The following is a 17274-nucleotide window of genomic DNA, read 5'->3' on the forward strand; positions in this document are numbered from 1 at the left end:
ATTATTATGAATCAGTTACATTATCTCCTGAAGATATTTCAACAGGTTCTTTCTGCTTGATCTCTACATCTAATTCCTCAAAAGGTCTTTTGCCAAATATTTTTTGAAGGTCATCTTTAAAAATCACTTCTTTCTCTAATAATAATTCTGCAAGTACCGATAACTTTTCTTTATTTTTAGACAATAAATCTATAGCTCTTTGATACTGAATTTCTATCATCTTAGAAATTTCTTTGTCTATTTTTTTACCAGTTTCTTCACTATATGGTTTTACAAATGCGTCGTTTCCTGATGAATCATAATAAGTGATATTACCAACCTCATCATTTAAACCATATACGGTAACCATAGCCCTTGCTTGTTTAGTTACTTTTTCTAAATCGCTTAGAGCTCCTGTAGAAATTTTATTGAAAATAATTTTCTCTGCAGCTCTTCCTCCTAAAGTGGCACACATTTCATCCAACATTTGTTCTGTTTGCACAATTAAACGTTCTGCTGGCAAATACCATGCTGCTCCTAAAGATTGTCCTCTAGGCACGATAGTTACTTTTACTAGCGGTGCTGCATGCTCTAACATCCAACTTACAGTTGCATGACCTGCTTCATGAAAAGCAATAACTTTCTTCTCTTTTGGAGTAATTCTTTTTTTCTTCTTCTCTAAACCGCCAACAATTCTATCTACGGCATCTAGGAAATCTTGATGATGAATTGCTTTTTTTCCTTGTCTTGCAGCAATTAATGCAGCTTCATTACACATATTAGCAATATCTGCTCCCGAAAAACCTGGAGTTTGCTGAGCTAAAAACTCTACATTAACATCATCAGATAATTTTAATGGTTTGATATGTACTTCAAAAATTTCTTGTCTTTCTCTAATATCTGGCAAATCAACATAAATTTGTCTATCAAAACGTCCTGCTCGCATTAAAGCTTTATCTAACACGTCTGCCCTATTTGTTGCTGCTATAACAATTACATTAGTATCTGTACCAAAACCATCCATTTCTGTCAATAACTGGTTTAAAGTATTTTCACGTTCGTCATTACCACCTGTCATTGAGTTTTTTCCACGTGCTCTTCCAATTGCATCAATCTCATCTATAAAAATAATAGAAGGTGATTTTTGTTGAGCTTGTTTAAATAGGTCACGAACTCTAGAAGCACCTACCCCTACAAACATTTCAACGAAATCTGAACCAGAAAGTGAAAAGAAAGGAACACCAGCTTCTCCTGCAACAGCTTTGGCTAATAATGTTTTACCTGTTCCTGGAGGCCCAACTAGTAGAGCTCCCTTTGGAATTTTACCTCCTAAAGAAGTATATTTTTCTGGGTTTTTTAAAAAGTCTACAATCTCTTGTACTTCTTCTTTTGCACCTTCTAAACCAGCTACATTTTCGAATGTAGTTTTCACTTTAGTATCTTTATCAAAAAGCTTAGCCTTTGATTTACCAATGCTAAAAATTTGACCACCTCCACCAGAACCAGCTCCTCCACCAGACATTCTCTTCATAAAAAACAACCAAATAGCAATTAGTATAATGAATGGTAAAAGACCTAATAAAGCGTCAAAAATACTTGTCTTTTCTCTGTTATCTATATCTACAACAAGATTCCTTTTGTCCTTTTCCTCAATTACACCTTGTTCAAAAGTTCTTTGGTCTCCAAAATTGTATTCGTAAACTGCAGAACCTGGTCTATAAAAAGTAGAAGAAGTGAATTTTTTGTGTTTTTGTTTCTTTAATGCTTCTTTAGTCAGATAAATCTGAGCTACATCTCTATTGATAACAACGATTTCTTTGATATCATTATCTTGTAAGATTTCATCAAATTTATTTTTAGAGATACTCTTTGAAGCTAAATCTCCACTACTGAAAAACTGAATTGCGAAAATTGCCAAAATAACGGCTCCATAAATCCAATACGAATTGAATTTAAATTTAGGCATATTTGATTTTTTATCTTTATTTGAATTACTCATCTTTTTAATAAATAGTATTAAACTGGGTTAATTTCAGTGATTTTTGCATCACCCCAAAGGCTTTCAATATCATAATAATCTCTAACATGTTTTTGAAAAATATGTACTACTACATTTACATAATCCATTAAAACCCATTCAGAGATTCCTTGACCCTCTACATGCCATGGTTTATCTTTCACCTCTTTACTTACAACTTTTTGAACTGATCCAGAAATGGCGTTGACCTGTGTGTTTGAGTTACCAGAACAAATTACAAAGTAATCGCAAACGGTATTTTCTATTTCTCTTAAATCTAATAATTGGATGTTTTCTCCTTTAACATCGTCGATTCCTTTAATAATTACAGCGATTAAATCATCTGTACTTACTTGTTTTTTTGTCATTAATTTGTTCTATAATTTAGTGCAAAGTTATTATTTTTTTGCGAGTATTTTATGTAATATTGAACTTGTTTACACAATATTTAATAATTGAAATTAATCAAACTTAATGCCATTGACTCTACAAGTACTTTTTTAAAGGAAATGGTTACAAATTCTAACTTAGAAAATTACACTACTGTTGTTGCTAAAGCACAAACCAAAGGTCGTGGTCAAAGAGAAAGCTCTTGGACATCTGAACCTTATAAAAACCTTACATCTAGTGTGTTTATTAGAGATTTAGATTTACAAATAACCAATCAGAAATATTTTAATTTTGCAATCTGTTTAGCTGTTTATGATGTAATTTCTAAATATATTGACAACCAACTTTTTATTAAATGGCCAAACGATATTCTGTCAGCTAATCAGAAAATTTGTGGAATATTAATTGAAAATTCGATTTCAAAAGGTTTTATCCAGAAATCTATAGTTGGAATTGGAATTAATGTTAATCAAGAAAAATTTCAAGATGATTTAAATAAAGTTTCATCTCTAAAAAATATAACTGGCAAATCATATAATTTAGATGATCTACTAATTAAAGTTGTAAATTCAATAAAAGCTCGAGTAATCCAAGTTATAAATAAAGATTATAAAAACTTAGAATTGGACTATTTAAATGTTTTGTACAAAAAAAACACTCCTAGTATGTTTAAAACTACTGAGAATGTTTTATTTATGGGTAAAATTATAGGCATCTCTTCTTCTGGAAATCTGCAGGTGGAACTTGAAGATGAAACTTTAAAAGAGTTTGGAATTAAAGAAATTTCTTTTGCCTAAATTGTTTCTAAATTATCCGTAAGCGTTTCAATAAAACTGGTTAATGGTTTTTTAACCATCATTGCCATCATTGCATTAAACTTACCTTGAAATTCTAATTGAACTTCTGAAGAATCTTTATCTATGGACTGAATATCAGCCACCAATTGAAAATCTAATTTGTTACTTGCAGCTCCCAAAGTTACATTAGAATATGATGTCTTTGCTTTAAGGACTAACCTAATTTCTGGCATACCTTTTAAGCCGAAAATAAAAGAATCTCCTTCTACCTCAAACTTTTGAATAGATTCTGGCATTAACTGCTCAAAGTTTTTTAAATCTGATAAAAATTCGAAAGTTTCTTTTTGAGATTTCTCAACAACTATTCTAGTACCTTTTATATTCATGCTTATTTATTTTATTGATTCCACTCACTAGGGTTAGCTCTCCATTCTTGTAAAGTAGCTAATTCTTTTTGAGAAATATAATTACTATCTAATGCTTGCTCTAATAAATTCTCGTAATTGCTTAACGTTTTTAAGTTTAAGTTTTTATCCTTAAAATTCTGTGTTGCCACATCAAATCCATAAGAAAAAATAGCAACCATACCTTTTACAACAGCTCCTACCTCTTTTATGGCTGCTACTGCATTTAAACTGCTATTACCTGTACTTATTAAATCTTCAATAACAACTACATTTTGTCCACTTTCTAAATGCCCTTCTATTTGGTTTTTCCTACCATGTTTTTTAGGTACTGGCCTAACATATACGAAAGGGACACCAAGTTCTTGAGCAACCAAAATACCAATTGCTATAGCTCCTGTTGCAACCCCAGCAATTACATCTGGCTTACCATATTCTAATTCTACAATTTTAGCAATTTCTTCCTTTAAGAAAACACGAACAGGAGGATAAGATAAGGTAACTCTATTATCACAATAAATAGGAGATTTCCAACCTGAAGCCCACTGAAAAGGTTCATTAGGACTTAGTTTAATCGCTTTTATTTGCAATAAAAGTTCAGCTGTTTTTTTTGAAGTATCTTTGTTCATAACCATGTCACAAATGTATAAAGTTTTTGTAAATGATAAACCAATAATTATCACATCTTCATCAAAAAATGAAAAAAATCTTCCAACTTATTCATTCTCTGAGATTAATTTTAAGGATGTACTTCTAAAATTACAAGATACATCTACTCTAGGTATTATTCTTATCGCCGCAAATTTAGAACTTGATTGGCAATTATTCATCAAAAATTTAAAAGTAATTCCTGCTGCAGGTGGTTTGGTTTTAAATGATGAAAAATCTGTATTATTTATTTATAGAAATAAAGTTTGGGAATTACCAAAAGGAGGAATAGAAAAAGGGGAATCTAAAGAAATAGCTGCTATTAGAGAAGTAGAAGAAGAATGCGGAATAACCAACTTATCTATACTAAAACAGCTACCAACCACCTATCATATTTATGATTATAAAGGTTTAAATTTAAAACAAACCTTCTGGTTTTTAATGCACTCTAATGATACATCAGCATTAACTCCTCAATTAGAAGAGGGCATTACGAAAGTTGCTTTTCTAAACTCAAAAAAAATTAAAAGTGCACTTTCAAATACATATACTAACATTAAATTAGTATATGATGCTTATAAACAAGCTTAAATCTAAAAAACACACTATATTTGCCAACTTTTAAAAGCCAATAAATTATGACAGAATTCATAAAAAAAATTACACCTAATGTTAAAGACGATGTTTTAGCCGGCATTACTGTTTCTTTAGCTATGATTCCTGAGGTAGTTGCTTTTGCGTTTGTTGCTCAAATAGACCCTTTAGTAGCGCTTTCTGGTGCGTTCATAATAGGTTTAATAACAGCTGTTTTTGGTGGTAGACCAGGTTTAATTTCTGGAGCTGCTGGTGCTGTTGCTGTAATTTTTGTTGCTATGATTTCTGAAGGGCATACAAAAGGCATGTTGTTTGATACACCAGTAGATAACATGGGTTATTTTTACCTATTAGCTTGTGTAATATTAATGGGTATTATCCAGGTTTTTGCAGGTGTTTTTAAACTAGGGAAATTTGTAAGATTAATTCCACACCCAGTAATGATGGGTTTTGTAAATGGATTAGCTATAGTAATCTTCTGGGCTCAAGTAAAAATGTTTTCTCACAAATCTTTATCAATTTCCAGTGAAGGTGTAAATGAATATACTAGTACTTTTATGCAGGGTTCAGAACTTTTTATAATGCTTGGACTTGTTGCTTTAACCATGGGAATTATTTGGCTTTTACCTAAAATCACTAAAAAGATTCCTGCTTCATTAACCGCTATTTTAATAACTACGTTAATTGTTGTATTCTCTGGATTAGAAGTCTCTACTGTTGGTTCGTATATAATAGAAGGAGGAGGAACTGGATTAAAGGGTGAATTCCCAACACCAAGTTTAGAACTTTGGAAAAACTTACCCTTTAATTTAGACACACTAACATTTATTTTACCATTTGCTGTTCTAGCAGCTTCTGTTGGTTTAATAGAATCTTTAATGACCATGAATTTGGTTGATGAATTAACAGAAACTAGGGGAAATGGAAATAAAGAATGCGTAGCTCAAGGAGCAGGAAACATTGTAAGTGGTTTGTTTGGTGGAACAGGTGGTTGTGGAATGATTGGCCAAACCGTAATAAATATAAACGCAGGTGGTAGAGGAAGATTATCTGGCATAATGATGGCTGTTACTTTATTAACTTTTATACTTTTTACAGATAAATTGATAGAACAAGTGCCAATTGCAGCCTTAGTAGGTGTAATGTTTATGATGGTTATTGAAACTTTTGCTTGGTCTAGTTTTAGAATTCTTAAAAAAATACCAAAGTCAGATGCTTTTGTTTTAATAACGGTATCTGCTGTAACCGTTATTTTTGATTTAGCAATAGCCGTTTTTGTTGGTGTAATTATTTCTGCCTTAGTTTTTGCTTGGGAAAACGCTAGAAGAATTAGAGCTAGAAAACGTTTTAAAGAAGATGGTACTAAAGTATATGAGATTTGGGGACCTTTATTTTTTGGAAGCATCTTAGCTTTTAACGAAAAGTTTGATGTTAAAAATGATCCTGATCAAGTAGAAATAGATTTTGTAGAAGCTAGAATATCTGATCATTCTGCTATTGAAGCTATCTTTGCTTTGGTGGAAAAATACCAGGCCTTAAATAAAAAAGTAATTTTAAAACACCTTAGCGAAGATTGTAAAGTATTATTATACAAAGCATCTCCAATCTTTATAGATATTATAGAAGAAGGTATAGATGACCCAAGATATCACCTTGCAGCAAACCCTGAAAAATTCCCTAAACCATTAAGCGAATATAAGTTCTAGAAAAGCACTATATTTGGATAACCAATTTGGTAAACCAATTATATTTGACTTACGTTAAGAATTTTAGTTTCAGTTTTTGCCTTACTTTTATTCTCATTAAACACCAAAGCACAAGTAGTGTTGAGTGCTGATGGAGCAGGAAACACCTACGAACTTATAAATTCTGTTATGGCTCCAAATTACAATGTAGTTAAAGTGCCAGATTGTGTACACACCTCTTTTGGTAGACATATAGATGAAGTCTTTGATACTGATCTAAATAAAAATGTCTTTCGTTTTTTCGCTCATGCTTCTGAAGATAATGATCGATGTAAAACTTTTGACAGGCAACGAACTGAAATAAAATCTTATGACAAAAGCCCAGATAATTTATTAGGCTTAGAAGGTGAAAGACTAATCTATAAATGGAAAATGAAGCTTAGTGCAGACTTTCAAGTTTCACCAAACTTCACACACTTACATCAAATTAAATCTGTTGGAGGTAGTTTTGCATCAATACCAATGTTTACACTAACTGCAAGAAAAGCAACTCCAGATCGTTTAGAATTAAGGTATACCAGTACTAATGATCAAAACACCATGAAAACTGCAGACTTAGATTTATTAAGAGGGAATTGGGTTTCGATTAGTGTTGATTTAACTTACGGTACTAACAGCGATTACGAAATAGAAATTAGAAATATTGCTACAAATGCTGTAATACTTTACTATCAAAATTCGAATTTAGATAACTGGCAAGAAGGTGCTGAATTTGCTAGACCTAAATGGGGTATTTACAGAAGTTTAAACAACGTACAAGACTTAAAAGATGAAGCTGTACTTTTCGCAGATTTTAGCATTGAAGAAACAAACCCGTTATCTACAAATCGTTTCTTCACAAATAAGGCTTTTATTTTGTCTCCTAATCCAGTTAAAAATGATATTAAAATAATTAATACTAATCTAGAGTGTGATTATGTATTAGTTTTTAACAGCTTAGGAAAAAAAGTAACCGAAAAGAAAATAACTACAAGACAAATAAATATTTCAGAATTAAATGCCGGAGCTTATTATTTTATTTTTAAGAATGGATCAAAAATGATAAGTAAAAACAAAGTAATTGTAAAATAATTTTCATAAAATTAAAAGAATTCCTTGAAACTTTTAAAACTAATCTTTTGTGCTATAAACCTTAAAAACAGGAAGCATTAGATGTGTCTTTTCGTAATAAGGTGAATTTTTATAAATATAATCTAATTGCATTCTTGGGTTTTTCTGAAAATATTCATCTTCTTTAAGTTTGTTTTCAAATTCATTTTTCAAAAACTCATTATCTTCTAAGATTTGGGCTGCAACATCTTCAAAAACGTAGGATGAATAACCTTCTTTCTTTTGCAAAACAGTGTCAAAAAAGTTCCAATTAAAAAAAGAATCTGTAGCTTCTGCTTCTAATGTTTCTAGTAAATAACGAACTCCATTTTGAATTGTTGGTATGTATAAATCACCTTTTTGAAATGCTACTTCTTCTATTGAGCTAAATACTTCTGTACTGTAATGTAAATAATGCCCTTCATAAGGTGCACTTCTAGATTTAAAATCTTTCACGTGATTTACAGTAACAACAATTGTTGTATCATTTTTAATCCTTGTGTACTCAATTTGATTGTTATTTAATCTTTCTACAACTTTATGCCAACCTTTAGGTAAAATGTAAGCAACAGGAATTTCAATTTCTTTGGTAACTTTAAACTCATCAAAATACTTTGTTTCTTTTTCAAAAGGTTTGTTTTTGTCGTAAAACAAACGTTTACCATTGGTAACTTTACTGTCTATATAAGAACCTTCAAAACCCTTAAAATTTAGTATTCTGTACTTCTCTCTATCTACAGCATATTGAATAGGATATGTTTTTTTACTTAATAGTCCTGATGTAGCTTTTGCTCTTAAATCTTTAATTTTTTCTGAATTTTCTTCAGTAAAATCAAAAGCAGATAACATAAGCTCATAAGTTTGTTCTACTCTAATTTTATAAGGCTTTAGCATGTGCGTTTCTACCATTAAACCTAATGTATTAAACAAGGTTGTATAGCCTGTAGAATATCTTGGAGAATCGAAAAATTGAGAAAAACCAACTTCTGGTGTATTACCCCAAACATTTACATATGGCGTAATTATAATGTCTTTTTGCTCTAGAGATTTCTCTAAATTTGGCCTCATTTCATTCTGCAAAAAAGAACCTAATTTACCACCCAATTTATTATGCTGGGTAAATAGATGTGTTATTGAATATTGATAATCTGCACCATTACTCACATGATTATCTATAAAAACATCTGGATTTACAGTATGAAAAATATCTGCAAATGCAGCTGAATTCTTAGTATCTTGCTTTATGAAGTCTCTGTTCAAATCGAAATTTCTGGCATTTCCTCTAAAACCATATTCTAAAGGTCCATTTTGATTTGCTCTTGTATGCGAATTTCTATTTAAAGATCCTCCAATATTATACACAGGAATTACACAAATAATCGAATTTTTATATTTCTTTTGTAAAGAATCATTTTTTACAATATCTCTTAACAACATCATAGTAGCATCTATTCCATCAGATTCTCCTGGATGAATTCCATTATTAATTAAAATTCTATTTTTTGCTGAATTTTTAATTTCATCAACATTATAAATTCCATTGCTATCATAAACCACTAAATGTAATGGCTCTCCAGAATCTGTTTGCCCAAAATTAAACAGCGAAATTTCATTATAAACCTCAGACAACTCTGAAAAATATTCTATAACCTCAATATATTCTGGAGTTTCTGTTCCTTTAGACTTTTCGAAAATTGTAGTAAAATCTGCTGATTGTTTAGATGATTTGCTGCAAGAAACCACAAAAATCAAGGTTGAAACCAATAAGGTTTTCAATAAAAATTTGCTCATAAATTATTTTTTTACGCTAACTGCATCAGGCACTAAACCTGTATAATCTCCATTATTTATAATTACATCTCTTACAATTGATGATGAAATGTAACTCTTACCTGAAGATGTTAGTAAGAATACAGTTTCTATTTCTGATAGTTTTCTGTTGGTATGTGCAATGGCTTTTTCGAATTCAAAATCAGCAGGATTTCTTAATCCTCTTAAAATAAATTCAACATTTTGCTCCTTACAAAAATTAACAGTTAAACCTTGGTAAGTTAAAACCTTAATTTTTGGTTCGTCTTTAAAAGCCTTTTCTATAAAACTTTTACGTTCTTCTAAGCTGAACATGTATTTTTTATCTGCATTAATACCAATGGCTATGATTAGCTCATCAAAAAGTTTTACTCCTCTTTCTATAATATCAAAATGACCTAATGTGATAGGATCAAAAGATCCTGGAAAAACTGCTTTTTTCATAATTTTAATTTAATGCCATTTGAATAGCGTTCTCAAAAAGTTGTGCTAAAGAAATACCTGCTTCTTGTGCTTGTTGAGGCAAAATACTTTCTTCAGTTAAACCTGGTACTGTATTAATTTCTAAGAAATGAGGCTCATCATTCACAAAAATATACTCTGCTCTTGTAAAACCAGACATATTTAAAGATTTATATACCTTCTTTGCAACCTCTTCTACTCTATTCTGTTGTTCTTTAGATATTCTTGCAGGCGTAATTTCTTGAGATTTACCTTCGTATTTTGCTTCATAATCAAAGAAATCATTTTCAGAGACAATTTCCGTAATTGGCAGCACTTTTAAATTATTTTTGTATTGAATAACCCCAACTGAAACTTCTGTACCTTCTAAAAAAGATTCAATTAAAATAGCAGAATCTTCTTTATATGCTTTTAAAATACCCACAAAAATCTCCTTTTCTGTGTAAGCCTTAGAAATACCATAACTAGAACCTGCATTATTAGGTTTTATAAAACATGGCAAACCAACTTTCTTAATAATAGCTTCTGTATTAATTAAATCACCTTCATTTAAATAGATAGATTTTGCAGTTTTAACACCATAATCTTTTACAACACTTAATGTGTCTCTTTTATTAAAAGTTAAAGCCATTTGATAAAATGGTGCTGATGTATGAGGAATGTTCAGCAGTTCTAAATAGCTTAAAATCATTCCATTTTCTCCTGGATTACCATGAATTGCGTTAAAAACACAATCAAACTTTATATGCTTTTGATTTATAATACAAGAAAAATCATCTTTATTGATGTTGTATTCTTTGCCATCAGCATCTAAAACAACCCATTTTTCTTTTAAAATATGAATTTTAAAGATATTGTATCTTTTATCATCTAAATTTTTAAAGACAATATTTCCACTTTTAATAGATATGGCAGATTCAGATGAATAACCTCCCATAATAACAGCAATATTTTTTTTCATTAAATTCTATTATTTAAACAAATTTATCAAAATATAAATAGAAACTGCAAAGTTTAGATTTTATATATTTGTATACCTATTTAAAATCGTATTATGCAAATTTTTCAGTTTATTAAAAGTAAGTTGTTTTTTAAACAATTGGTTATTGCTTTAGTCGGTTTTATAGCTGTATTTTTAAGTTTAAAATTTTGGCTTACAACTACTACAAACCATAATCAAAAAATTCAAGTACCTAACTTGGAAAAAATGACAATTGTCGAAGCAGAAAAAAAAATAAAAGAAATAAATTTAGATTATAAAGTTATTGATAGTGCAAGTTATAATCCATTATATCCAAAAAAATCAGTTATAGAACAAACCCCTATTGGAGGAGACTTCGTTAAAGAAAATAGAAAGATATACTTAACATTAAACCCTTCTAAATACAGAGATATTTCAATTCCAGATTTAAATGGTCGTACAAAAAGACAAGCTATTTCAGAATTGAGAGCAATCGGCTTTATAGTAGGTACATCCTATACTTATGTAAAAGATATAGGCAAAGACGTTGTAAGAGGATTAAGACACAATGATAAAATTGTAAATCCGAACGATAAATTACCTAAAAACTCAATTATAGAATTGGTTTTAGGAGATGGAAACAGATAGAAATTAAAGAAGATTTGGAAGAAAACCAAAATTTAGAGTCAGAAAACGACGATTTATATGAACATTATAAGTTTGTTGCTGCTGATGGACAAGAGCCATTAAGAGTAGACAAATTTTTAATGAATTTTATAGAAAATGCAACTAGAAATAAAGTACAGCAAGCTGCAAAAGTAGGTAATGTTTTAGTAAACGAAGTTGCAGTAAAATCGAATCATAAAGTTAAACCAAAAGATGTAGTTCGTGTTGTTTTAGCTTATCCACCTGCAGAAAATTTATTGGTTGCAGAAGATATTCCTTTAGATATTATTCATGAAGATGATGCTGTTATTGTTTTAAATAAACCAGCAGGAATAGTTGTGCATCCAGGTCATGGAAATTATTCTGGAACTTTAGTGAATGGTTTAATTTATCATATAGAAAATTTACCAACCAATTCTAATGAAAGACCAGGTTTAGTTCATAGAATTGATAAAGATACGAGTGGTTTATTAGTAGTTGCAAAAACAGAATTTGCAATGGCTCATTTATCGAAACAGTTTTTTGATAGAACCACAGAACGTTTATACTATGCCTTAGTTTGGGGAAATATAGAAGAAGATGAAGGTAGAATTGAAGGTAATATTGGTAGAAGTTTAAAAAACCGATTGCAGATGGCTGTTTTTCCTGATGGTGATTTTGGAAAGCATGCAGTTACTCATTTTAAAGTTTTAGAGCGCTTAACTTATGTAACTTTAGTGCAGTGTAAATTAGAAACTGGTAGAACACATCAAATTAGAGCACATTTTAAACATATAGGACATACATTATTTAATGATGAAAGATATGGAGGAAATGAAATCTTAAAAGGAACTACTTTTACCAAATACAAACAGTTTGTTCAGAATTGTTTTAAAGTTTTACCAAGACAAGCTTTACATGCCAAAACTTTAGGTTTTACACACCCAACAACAGGAGAATTCTTACGTTTTAATTCAGAAATACCTGATGACATTAAAGAATGTTTAGAAAAATGGAGAACCTACAGTGAGCATTCTAAAGAAGAAATTGAGTAATAAAAACTCACAAAAAATAAAAAACCCATTCTACTTTAGAATGGGTTTTTATTTAAATCTTTGTTTTAACAACATCCAGAACCTGGAGCACAAGTGTTGTTTTGTATATCTGATATTTTAATTCTAGGTTTTTCTGCAGGAATTCCACAAGCATCTAAAGCTAAACATGCCGTTAATTTAGAAGTCAGCAAGAAGTTTTTACTATCAAAATCTAAATTATATTTTCCAATAGTGTCTTTACCTTGATATTCTACTTCAATTTCTAAATCGTCAAATTCAAAAATCTTTTCAGATAGCTGTATTATGTTTAATAGTTTTTCTGGATGTAACCTATGGTCATAATCTTGCTGTTCCCATAATTGAAAGTTAATTACAGATTCGCTTCTTACTTTACCTCCACAATCTATAAAATCTTTTTTTACCCTACCAACTTCTGTAACATGAAAGTGAGGAGCTACTAATTCTCAATTTGGCAATTGAAAACCAATGGATTTTAATTCTTTTAAATGTGTTTTGATTTCTGACAATTTCATGAGTATAAGATTTAAATTTTAGCAAAAATGTATTTCATTTCAGTCGCAATTTGCAAACTTCGTTCTTCGTATTTTTCATTTTGCTGATCAGTATTGTCAAACAATTTAGGATCATCGTAAGTAATAGGAATTCTCTTTTCTGCTCCTGCAATAAACGGGCAATTTCCATCAGCGTGAGAACAAGTCATAATTGCAGCAAAATCAGATTTTGGATTAAAATCATCACTGTATTTCTTAGAAAAAGCAATTATAGGATGTGAATTCTCATCAAACTTAATAGCATAAACTGGGTTGTTAGTTTCAGATAATTTTTGAATTTCAAATCCTTGATTTGCTAAAGTTTCTCCAACTTTAGGAAACATGGCTGTTGTTTCTGTTCCACCTGAATAAGTAACTACATTTTTTACATCAAAAAAAGTTGCCATAGTTTGTGCCCAAATTTGACCTAAATGACTTCTTCTTGAATTATGTGTACAGATAAAATTAATCATAATTGGACTGTTCTCAGATTTTTTTTGAGCTACAAAATCGATTAATGGTTCTAACACCTTTTTTCTTTCAGCTGATATTTCGTCAATATTAAGGTTTTTAATTAATTCTTCTATTTTAGCATTCATTTTATTCTACTTTTTTGTGATGGATTAGCAACAGCTTCCATTAGATTTTTTATTTAAAAATTTACCTAACAAGTTATTTACCTCAGCCCAGTTTTTTTCATCAATACAATAACAAACACTTGTACCTTCTGTGGTCCCTTTGATTAAACCTATTTTTTTTAACTCTTTTAAATGTTGTGAGATTGTTGATTGGGCTAACCCAATATCGTTAACCAAATCTCCACAAACACACTCCTCTAATTTTATTAAGTGTTCTAAAATAGCAACACGAGCAGGATGCCCAATAACTTTTGCGATTAAAGCAATTTTATTTTGTTCTTCTGTAAATATTTCTGATTTTGTTAAACCCACGTTAATTTATTTATTGCAATATTACGATTAAGTAATTAAATAAAAAAGAATTCTATTTATTATTTAAATCAAACATATATCCAACAGAAAGATTAAAGAAACCTGTTGTAAATAAATCAGTTTCATTAGATAATGCCTTAGGTAAATTTAAATTGTAGCCCAATTCAAAATCCCAAGAGTTGGTTGTATATGAAATTGGAAAAGTGATTTGAGTATTTAATAAATCGAAAACATTTTGAGTTGTAGTTATAATTCTTGGTCCTCTAGGACTTCTAACAATGTTTTGAAATGTGATGCTTTGATTAGCGATTATGAAACTAATATTGGGTCTAAAACGAACCGCAAAATTGATGGCTCTTTTTAGTGTAAAGTTCGCAAAACTATTAGATACAATTTGGTAAGATTTATCTGTGCCAAATAAATAAGAACCTGCAATTGTAGTTCCTAATGTTCGTTTTTTATTTCTGACTCCCAAACTAACATCTAAAGAATTTGTAAAAACATCATAACCATCAGCATAAAAGAAATGTGTATAACCTAAATTATAGATGATTTTTTTTTGTTTTCCTAATGTATTAAAGTAACCCAGAGATACACTTGTAAAATCCCAACTTGGGTCAAAATTTTGATAATAAATTCCAGAAACACTAGCATTAAAACCTGAAGAATGATAATATGAAACTTGTGGAATTATATTAAATTGATCTGTACCAGAATCTCGTCCAGAAAAATAAGTATTGCTATTGTAAGAAACAGAGGTATATAAAAAATTGTAAGTAAAATCACTTTCCAATAATTCATCTAAAAACTGTTGGTCGTCGAAAAAAAGTTCATCTATTAAACTATCTATATCATCTAAACTATCTTCTTGTGCATAAGCACAAAAAGAGGTTGCCACTGAAAACAGTAGCAACCCAAAAACTTTTAGTGTTTTTTTTAGTCCTTGATATAAATCAATCATAAATATTTAAAAACTAATTTCTCCTATTTCGTTTTTTCTTTCCTCCATTTGCATTATTTACTCTTGGACCATCATTTAATTCTCCTCTGTCTTTAGAGTTTCTAATTTTATCAATTCGTTGTTTCAACATTTTTCTTTGCTCACCAGTTAAAGTTTTTCTAAAATTTTCTCTGGTTTTGCGTAAACGAACTTGTTGGTTTTGAACCATACTTTTTTGATCTCTAGAGAAAGTGGCTAACAACTGTTTTCTTATTTCAGTTTTAGAGATGCTTTTATCTCTTAAAATAGTTAACTGTTCTTTAGTTAGTGATGCTTTAAAAGCTTCACGATTTGCTTTCATTACTTCTCTCTCTTTCTGTAACAAATCGATTTGCTTTTTTGTCAACTCTTTTTTAATCAAATTATAATTAGAATCTTGAGCAAAAACTGTTTTATGAAAAAGCATCAAACCAATAAAGCTAACTGTTAATATGATGTTTTTTAATTTCATTTTTTAATATTTTATATCATTTCTATTAAAGAAATAGTATTGCTCTTTAAAATCTAAAGTACAAATTTACAAATTAATTAGAACAACTTTCTTTTGCTGCTTCGTATTCAGTTTGATCATTAATAGTAGCTGTAGTTTTATCCTTGTATTGAATATCTACAGGGAAATTTAAAGCTGGTTTTACAGTAGCATCTGGATTTTGTTTTCTCCATCTTCTTAGCTTTTTAAAATCACCTCTTTTAGCAACTTCAATTACGCTTCCATCTTCCATTGTAAAGCTTACAGGCAATACTAATTTAAAACATTTTCTTTTGTCTTTTCCTCTTTTACAAGAATTTTTAACTGCATTTAATTCATCAACATCAATTAAAGTTTGGGTAGAACCATCTTCTTTTAATGTAACATCAACAGGAAAAACTAATTCTGGTCTTTCTGTAACATCTGGATTTTCTTCATACCAAGTTTTAATTAAAGCCCAATCTTCTTTACTGTTTAACGTAATTGAAGAATCATCAGCCATTATAAAATCGATAGGAAAAACAAACTCAAAACACTTGTTTCTTCTTCTTGTTCTTTTTTCGCTAGTGTCATTTAACTGTCTTCCTTGTGTTGAGAAAAAGACATCACTATCAATCTCTTCTTTAGAGGCATCATCAGTTCCAATGGATACTTTAAACCCTAATCCTGCTGCTAATTCTACTTTTTGAATGTAACTATCTGCCAATTCTCCATTAAATGTTGATGAAGTTGCTGATGGTAAACGAGTAGATTTTACAGTAGTTTTAGATGCACTTTCAATTTTTTCTATTAAAGTAGTATCATCAGTAACTTCTACACCTTCAGAATCTGAACAAGATGTAAATAATAAAGCTGATAAAATAAATGCACTAATTGTAAAAAATAAAATACTTGATTTTAAAACGTTGTCTTTGGAAATTGTAGTTTTCATAATATGTAAATTTTAATTAATAAATTGTTTCTATTTACTTAGAACCAACATTTTTAAAATAGTTTGAAAATTTTTTGTTTTTTTTATAAAATAATAGTCTCAAGAAGCTTATCATCCATATAATCATCTAATAATGAATCTTCTACCATTAATGAATTTATAATTAAATTATCTAATTTTTGCTCAGAAAGCTCTGCTTTTACCACAACTTCATCAAATAAAGTAGCATCAGCAAATGCATCTAAATCTTTATCATCTATTAATAAAGACTCTATTAAAACATCATCTTCGAAAGCTAATGACTCTATATATGTTGCATCAAAATCATCTTGATTATTTGAATTCTGTAACCAAACTGTAAGACTCAATATAAAAACTAAAGATGCAGCTGCTATATACCTAAATTGAGAACGCATATAAAACACCAATTGTTTTTTTGGCTGCTTTACTTCTAATGCAACTTCTTGTTTTACTTCTTCTTTAATTTTATCTAAAATAGAAAGTTTAGATTTTTCAAAATATCCTTCAGGAACAGTAGTTCCTAGATATTCTTTATGATGTTGATTGATATCAGAAAAATCTTCTTTTAAAAATTTAGTTGGATTACTTTCAGATTTTATTTTATCTAAAATAGAAAGTTTAGATGTAGAAAAATAACCTTCAGGAATAGCTGTTCCTAAAGACTCCTTATGATGCTTAGAAATATCACCTTGTAAACCTTCTTTAAGAAAGTTCTTTTTGTTGTTATTTTCTGTTGATTTTTCCATAATATAATAGT

The 17274-nt window shown here is 29.7% G+C and carries 19 protein-coding genes and 1 pseudogene; 6 read left to right on the forward strand and 14 right to left on the reverse strand.

Annotated elements, in window-relative coordinates; translation table 11 throughout:
* Window positions 1-4: 4 nt before the first annotated feature.
* Together ftsH and rsfS are read right to left on the reverse strand one after the other, a co-directional pair.
* Complete coding sequence (ftsH, locus tag Q0L44_RS09845) at window positions 5-1978, reverse strand: ATP-dependent zinc metalloprotease FtsH (protein ID WP_296637991.1); 1974 nt, start codon at window positions 1976-1978, stop codon at window positions 5-7.
* Between the two features lie 17 nt (window positions 1979-1995).
* Window positions 1996-2364: a ribosome silencing factor gene (gene rsfS, locus Q0L44_RS09850; protein WP_296637992.1), complete on the reverse strand. Its 369-nt coding sequence runs from the start codon at window positions 2362-2364 to the stop codon at window positions 1996-1998.
* 87 nt (window positions 2365-2451) lie between these two features.
* On the opposite strand from rsfS, the gene Q0L44_RS09855 reads away from it, so the two are divergent.
* The gene (locus Q0L44_RS09855; protein ID WP_296637994.1) at window positions 2452-3183 is read left to right on the forward strand and encodes a biotin--[acetyl-CoA-carboxylase] ligase; all 732 of its coding nucleotides are present in this window, start codon (window positions 2452-2454) and stop codon (window positions 3181-3183) included.
* On the opposite strand, the gene Q0L44_RS09860 is transcribed toward Q0L44_RS09855, so the two are convergent.
* Both Q0L44_RS09860 and pyrE read right to left on the reverse strand, forming a co-directional pair.
* Entirely contained in the window at window positions 3180-3569 is a 390-nt protein-coding gene (locus Q0L44_RS09860; RefSeq protein WP_296637995.1) for an SRPBCC family protein, read from the reverse strand. The two genes, Q0L44_RS09855 and Q0L44_RS09860, sit on opposite strands and share 4 nt — an antisense overlap.
* Window positions 3570-3580: 11 nt before the next feature.
* On the reverse strand, window positions 3581-4222 hold the full coding sequence (pyrE, locus tag Q0L44_RS09865; protein WP_296637997.1) for an orotate phosphoribosyltransferase: 642 nt from the start codon (window positions 4220-4222) through the stop codon (window positions 3581-3583).
* A 7-nt stretch (window positions 4223-4229) separates the two neighbouring features.
* On the opposite strand from pyrE, the gene Q0L44_RS09870 reads away from it, so the two are divergent.
* The 3 genes from Q0L44_RS09870 (at window position 4230) to Q0L44_RS09880 (ending at window position 7645) form a co-directional block, all read left to right on the forward strand.
* Entirely contained in the window at window positions 4230-4826 is a 597-nt protein-coding gene (locus tag Q0L44_RS09870) for an NUDIX domain-containing protein (RefSeq protein WP_296637999.1), read from the forward strand.
* Window positions 4827-4873: 47 nt separating this feature from the next.
* Entirely contained in the window at window positions 4874-6535 is a 1662-nt protein-coding gene (locus Q0L44_RS09875; RefSeq protein ID WP_296638000.1) for a SulP family inorganic anion transporter, read from the forward strand.
* 117 nt (window positions 6536-6652) lie between these two features.
* Complete coding sequence (locus tag Q0L44_RS09880) at window positions 6653-7645, forward strand: T9SS type A sorting domain-containing protein (protein WP_296638002.1); 993 nt, start codon at window positions 6653-6655, stop codon at window positions 7643-7645.
* Window positions 7646-7684: 39 nt separating this feature from the next.
* Here Q0L44_RS09880 and Q0L44_RS09885 read toward each other — a convergent pair whose 3' ends face one another.
* From Q0L44_RS09885 to Q0L44_RS09895, 3 genes are read right to left on the reverse strand one after another with little or no spacing between them, the layout of a single operon-like run.
* Complete coding sequence (locus tag Q0L44_RS09885) at window positions 7685-9454, reverse strand: M14 family metallopeptidase (RefSeq protein ID WP_296638003.1); 1770 nt, start codon at window positions 9452-9454, stop codon at window positions 7685-7687.
* A 3-nt stretch (window positions 9455-9457) separates the two neighbouring features.
* Window positions 9458-9916, reverse strand: coding sequence for a pantetheine-phosphate adenylyltransferase (gene coaD / locus Q0L44_RS09890; RefSeq protein WP_296638005.1), 459 nt, complete (start codon window positions 9914-9916; stop codon window positions 9458-9460).
* 4 nt (window positions 9917-9920) lie between these two features.
* Window positions 9921-10895, reverse strand: a complete 975-nt coding sequence (locus Q0L44_RS09895; RefSeq protein WP_296638006.1) for a D-alanine--D-alanine ligase — start codon at window positions 10893-10895, stop codon at window positions 9921-9923.
* Window positions 10896-10988: 93 nt separating this feature from the next.
* Between Q0L44_RS09895 and Q0L44_RS09900 the strand changes: the two genes are divergently transcribed.
* The gene (locus Q0L44_RS09900) at window positions 10989-11543 is read left to right on the forward strand and encodes a PASTA domain-containing protein (RefSeq protein WP_296638007.1); all 555 of its coding nucleotides are present in this window, start codon (window positions 10989-10991) and stop codon (window positions 11541-11543) included.
* A gap of 14 nt (window positions 11544-11557) precedes the next feature.
* Entirely contained in the window at window positions 11558-12595 is a 1038-nt protein-coding gene (locus Q0L44_RS09905; protein WP_296638009.1) for an RluA family pseudouridine synthase, read from the forward strand.
* A 65-nt stretch (window positions 12596-12660) separates the two neighbouring features.
* Here the strand turns inward: Q0L44_RS09905 and Q0L44_RS09910 are convergent.
* The 7 genes and pseudogenes from Q0L44_RS09910 to Q0L44_RS09940 form a co-directional block, all read right to left on the reverse strand.
* A pseudogene (locus Q0L44_RS09910) lies at window positions 12661-13128 on the reverse strand (DUF6428 family protein).
* Between the two features lie 11 nt (window positions 13129-13139).
* Window positions 13140-13745 (reverse strand): protein-tyrosine-phosphatase, encoded by a 606-nt coding sequence (locus Q0L44_RS09915; RefSeq protein WP_296638011.1) that lies wholly within the window; start codon window positions 13743-13745, stop codon window positions 13140-13142.
* A 24-nt stretch (window positions 13746-13769) separates the two neighbouring features.
* Window positions 13770-14096 (reverse strand): metalloregulator ArsR/SmtB family transcription factor, encoded by a 327-nt coding sequence (locus tag Q0L44_RS09920; protein ID WP_296638013.1) that lies wholly within the window; start codon window positions 14094-14096, stop codon window positions 13770-13772.
* Between the two features lie 52 nt (window positions 14097-14148).
* Window positions 14149-15057, reverse strand: a complete 909-nt coding sequence (locus tag Q0L44_RS09925) for a hypothetical protein (protein WP_296638014.1) — start codon at window positions 15055-15057, stop codon at window positions 14149-14151.
* A gap of 13 nt (window positions 15058-15070) precedes the next feature.
* On the reverse strand, window positions 15071-15547 hold the full coding sequence (locus Q0L44_RS09930; protein WP_296638016.1) for a hypothetical protein: 477 nt from the start codon (window positions 15545-15547) through the stop codon (window positions 15071-15073).
* A gap of 73 nt (window positions 15548-15620) precedes the next feature.
* Window positions 15621-16496, reverse strand: coding sequence for a hypothetical protein (locus Q0L44_RS09935; RefSeq protein WP_296638017.1), 876 nt, complete (start codon window positions 16494-16496; stop codon window positions 15621-15623).
* Between the two features lie 83 nt (window positions 16497-16579).
* On the reverse strand, window positions 16580-17263 hold the full coding sequence (locus Q0L44_RS09940) for a hypothetical protein (RefSeq protein WP_296638019.1): 684 nt from the start codon (window positions 17261-17263) through the stop codon (window positions 16580-16582).
* Window positions 17264-17274 lie beyond the last annotated feature (11 nt).

Origin of the sequence: Polaribacter sp., assembly GCF_024639685.1 — a bacterium.
Classification (GTDB): domain Bacteria; phylum Bacteroidota; class Bacteroidia; order Flavobacteriales; family Flavobacteriaceae; genus Polaribacter.

Bases quoted from the DNA above. Each gene is read 5' to 3' on its own strand.
- Q0L44_RS09900 (WP_296638007.1), top strand. From the start codon at position 10,989: ATGCAAATTTTTCAGTTTATTAAAAGTAAGTTGTTTTTTAAACAATTG.
- rsfS (WP_296637992.1), bottom strand. From the start codon at position 2,364: ATGACAAAAAAACAAGTAAGTACAGATGATTTAATCGCTGTAATTATT.
- Q0L44_RS09915 (WP_296638011.1), bottom strand. From the start codon at position 13,745: ATGAATGCTAAAATAGAAGAATTAATTAAAAACCTTAATATTGACGAA.
- Q0L44_RS09930 (WP_296638016.1), bottom strand. From the start codon at position 15,547: ATGAAATTAAAAAACATCATATTAACAGTTAGCTTTATTGGTTTGATG.
- Q0L44_RS09935 (WP_296638017.1), bottom strand. From the start codon at position 16,496: ATGAAAACTACAATTTCCAAAGACAACGTTTTAAAATCAAGTATTTTA.
- ftsH (WP_296637991.1), bottom strand. From the start codon at position 1,978: ATGAGTAATTCAAATAAAGATAAAAAATCAAATATGCCTAAATTTAAA.
- Q0L44_RS09895 (WP_296638006.1), bottom strand. From the start codon at position 10,895: ATGAAAAAAAATATTGCTGTTATTATGGGAGGTTATTCATCTGAATCT.
- Q0L44_RS09940 (WP_296638019.1), bottom strand. From the start codon at position 17,263: ATGGAAAAATCAACAGAAAATAACAACAAAAAGAACTTTCTTAAAGAA.
- pyrE (WP_296637997.1), bottom strand. From the start codon at position 4,222: ATGGTTATGAACAAAGATACTTCAAAAAAAACAGCTGAACTTTTATTG.
- Q0L44_RS09885 (WP_296638003.1), bottom strand. From the start codon at position 9,454: ATGAGCAAATTTTTATTGAAAACCTTATTGGTTTCAACCTTGATTTTT.
- Q0L44_RS09870 (WP_296637999.1), top strand. From the start codon at position 4,230: ATGTATAAAGTTTTTGTAAATGATAAACCAATAATTATCACATCTTCA.
- Q0L44_RS09925 (WP_296638014.1), bottom strand. From the start codon at position 15,057: ATGATTGATTTATATCAAGGACTAAAAAAAACACTAAAAGTTTTTGGG.
- Q0L44_RS09875 (WP_296638000.1), top strand. From the start codon at position 4,874: ATGACAGAATTCATAAAAAAAATTACACCTAATGTTAAAGACGATGTT.
- Q0L44_RS09860 (WP_296637995.1), bottom strand. From the start codon at position 3,569: ATGAATATAAAAGGTACTAGAATAGTTGTTGAGAAATCTCAAAAAGAA.
- coaD (WP_296638005.1), bottom strand. From the start codon at position 9,916: ATGAAAAAAGCAGTTTTTCCAGGATCTTTTGATCCTATCACATTAGGT.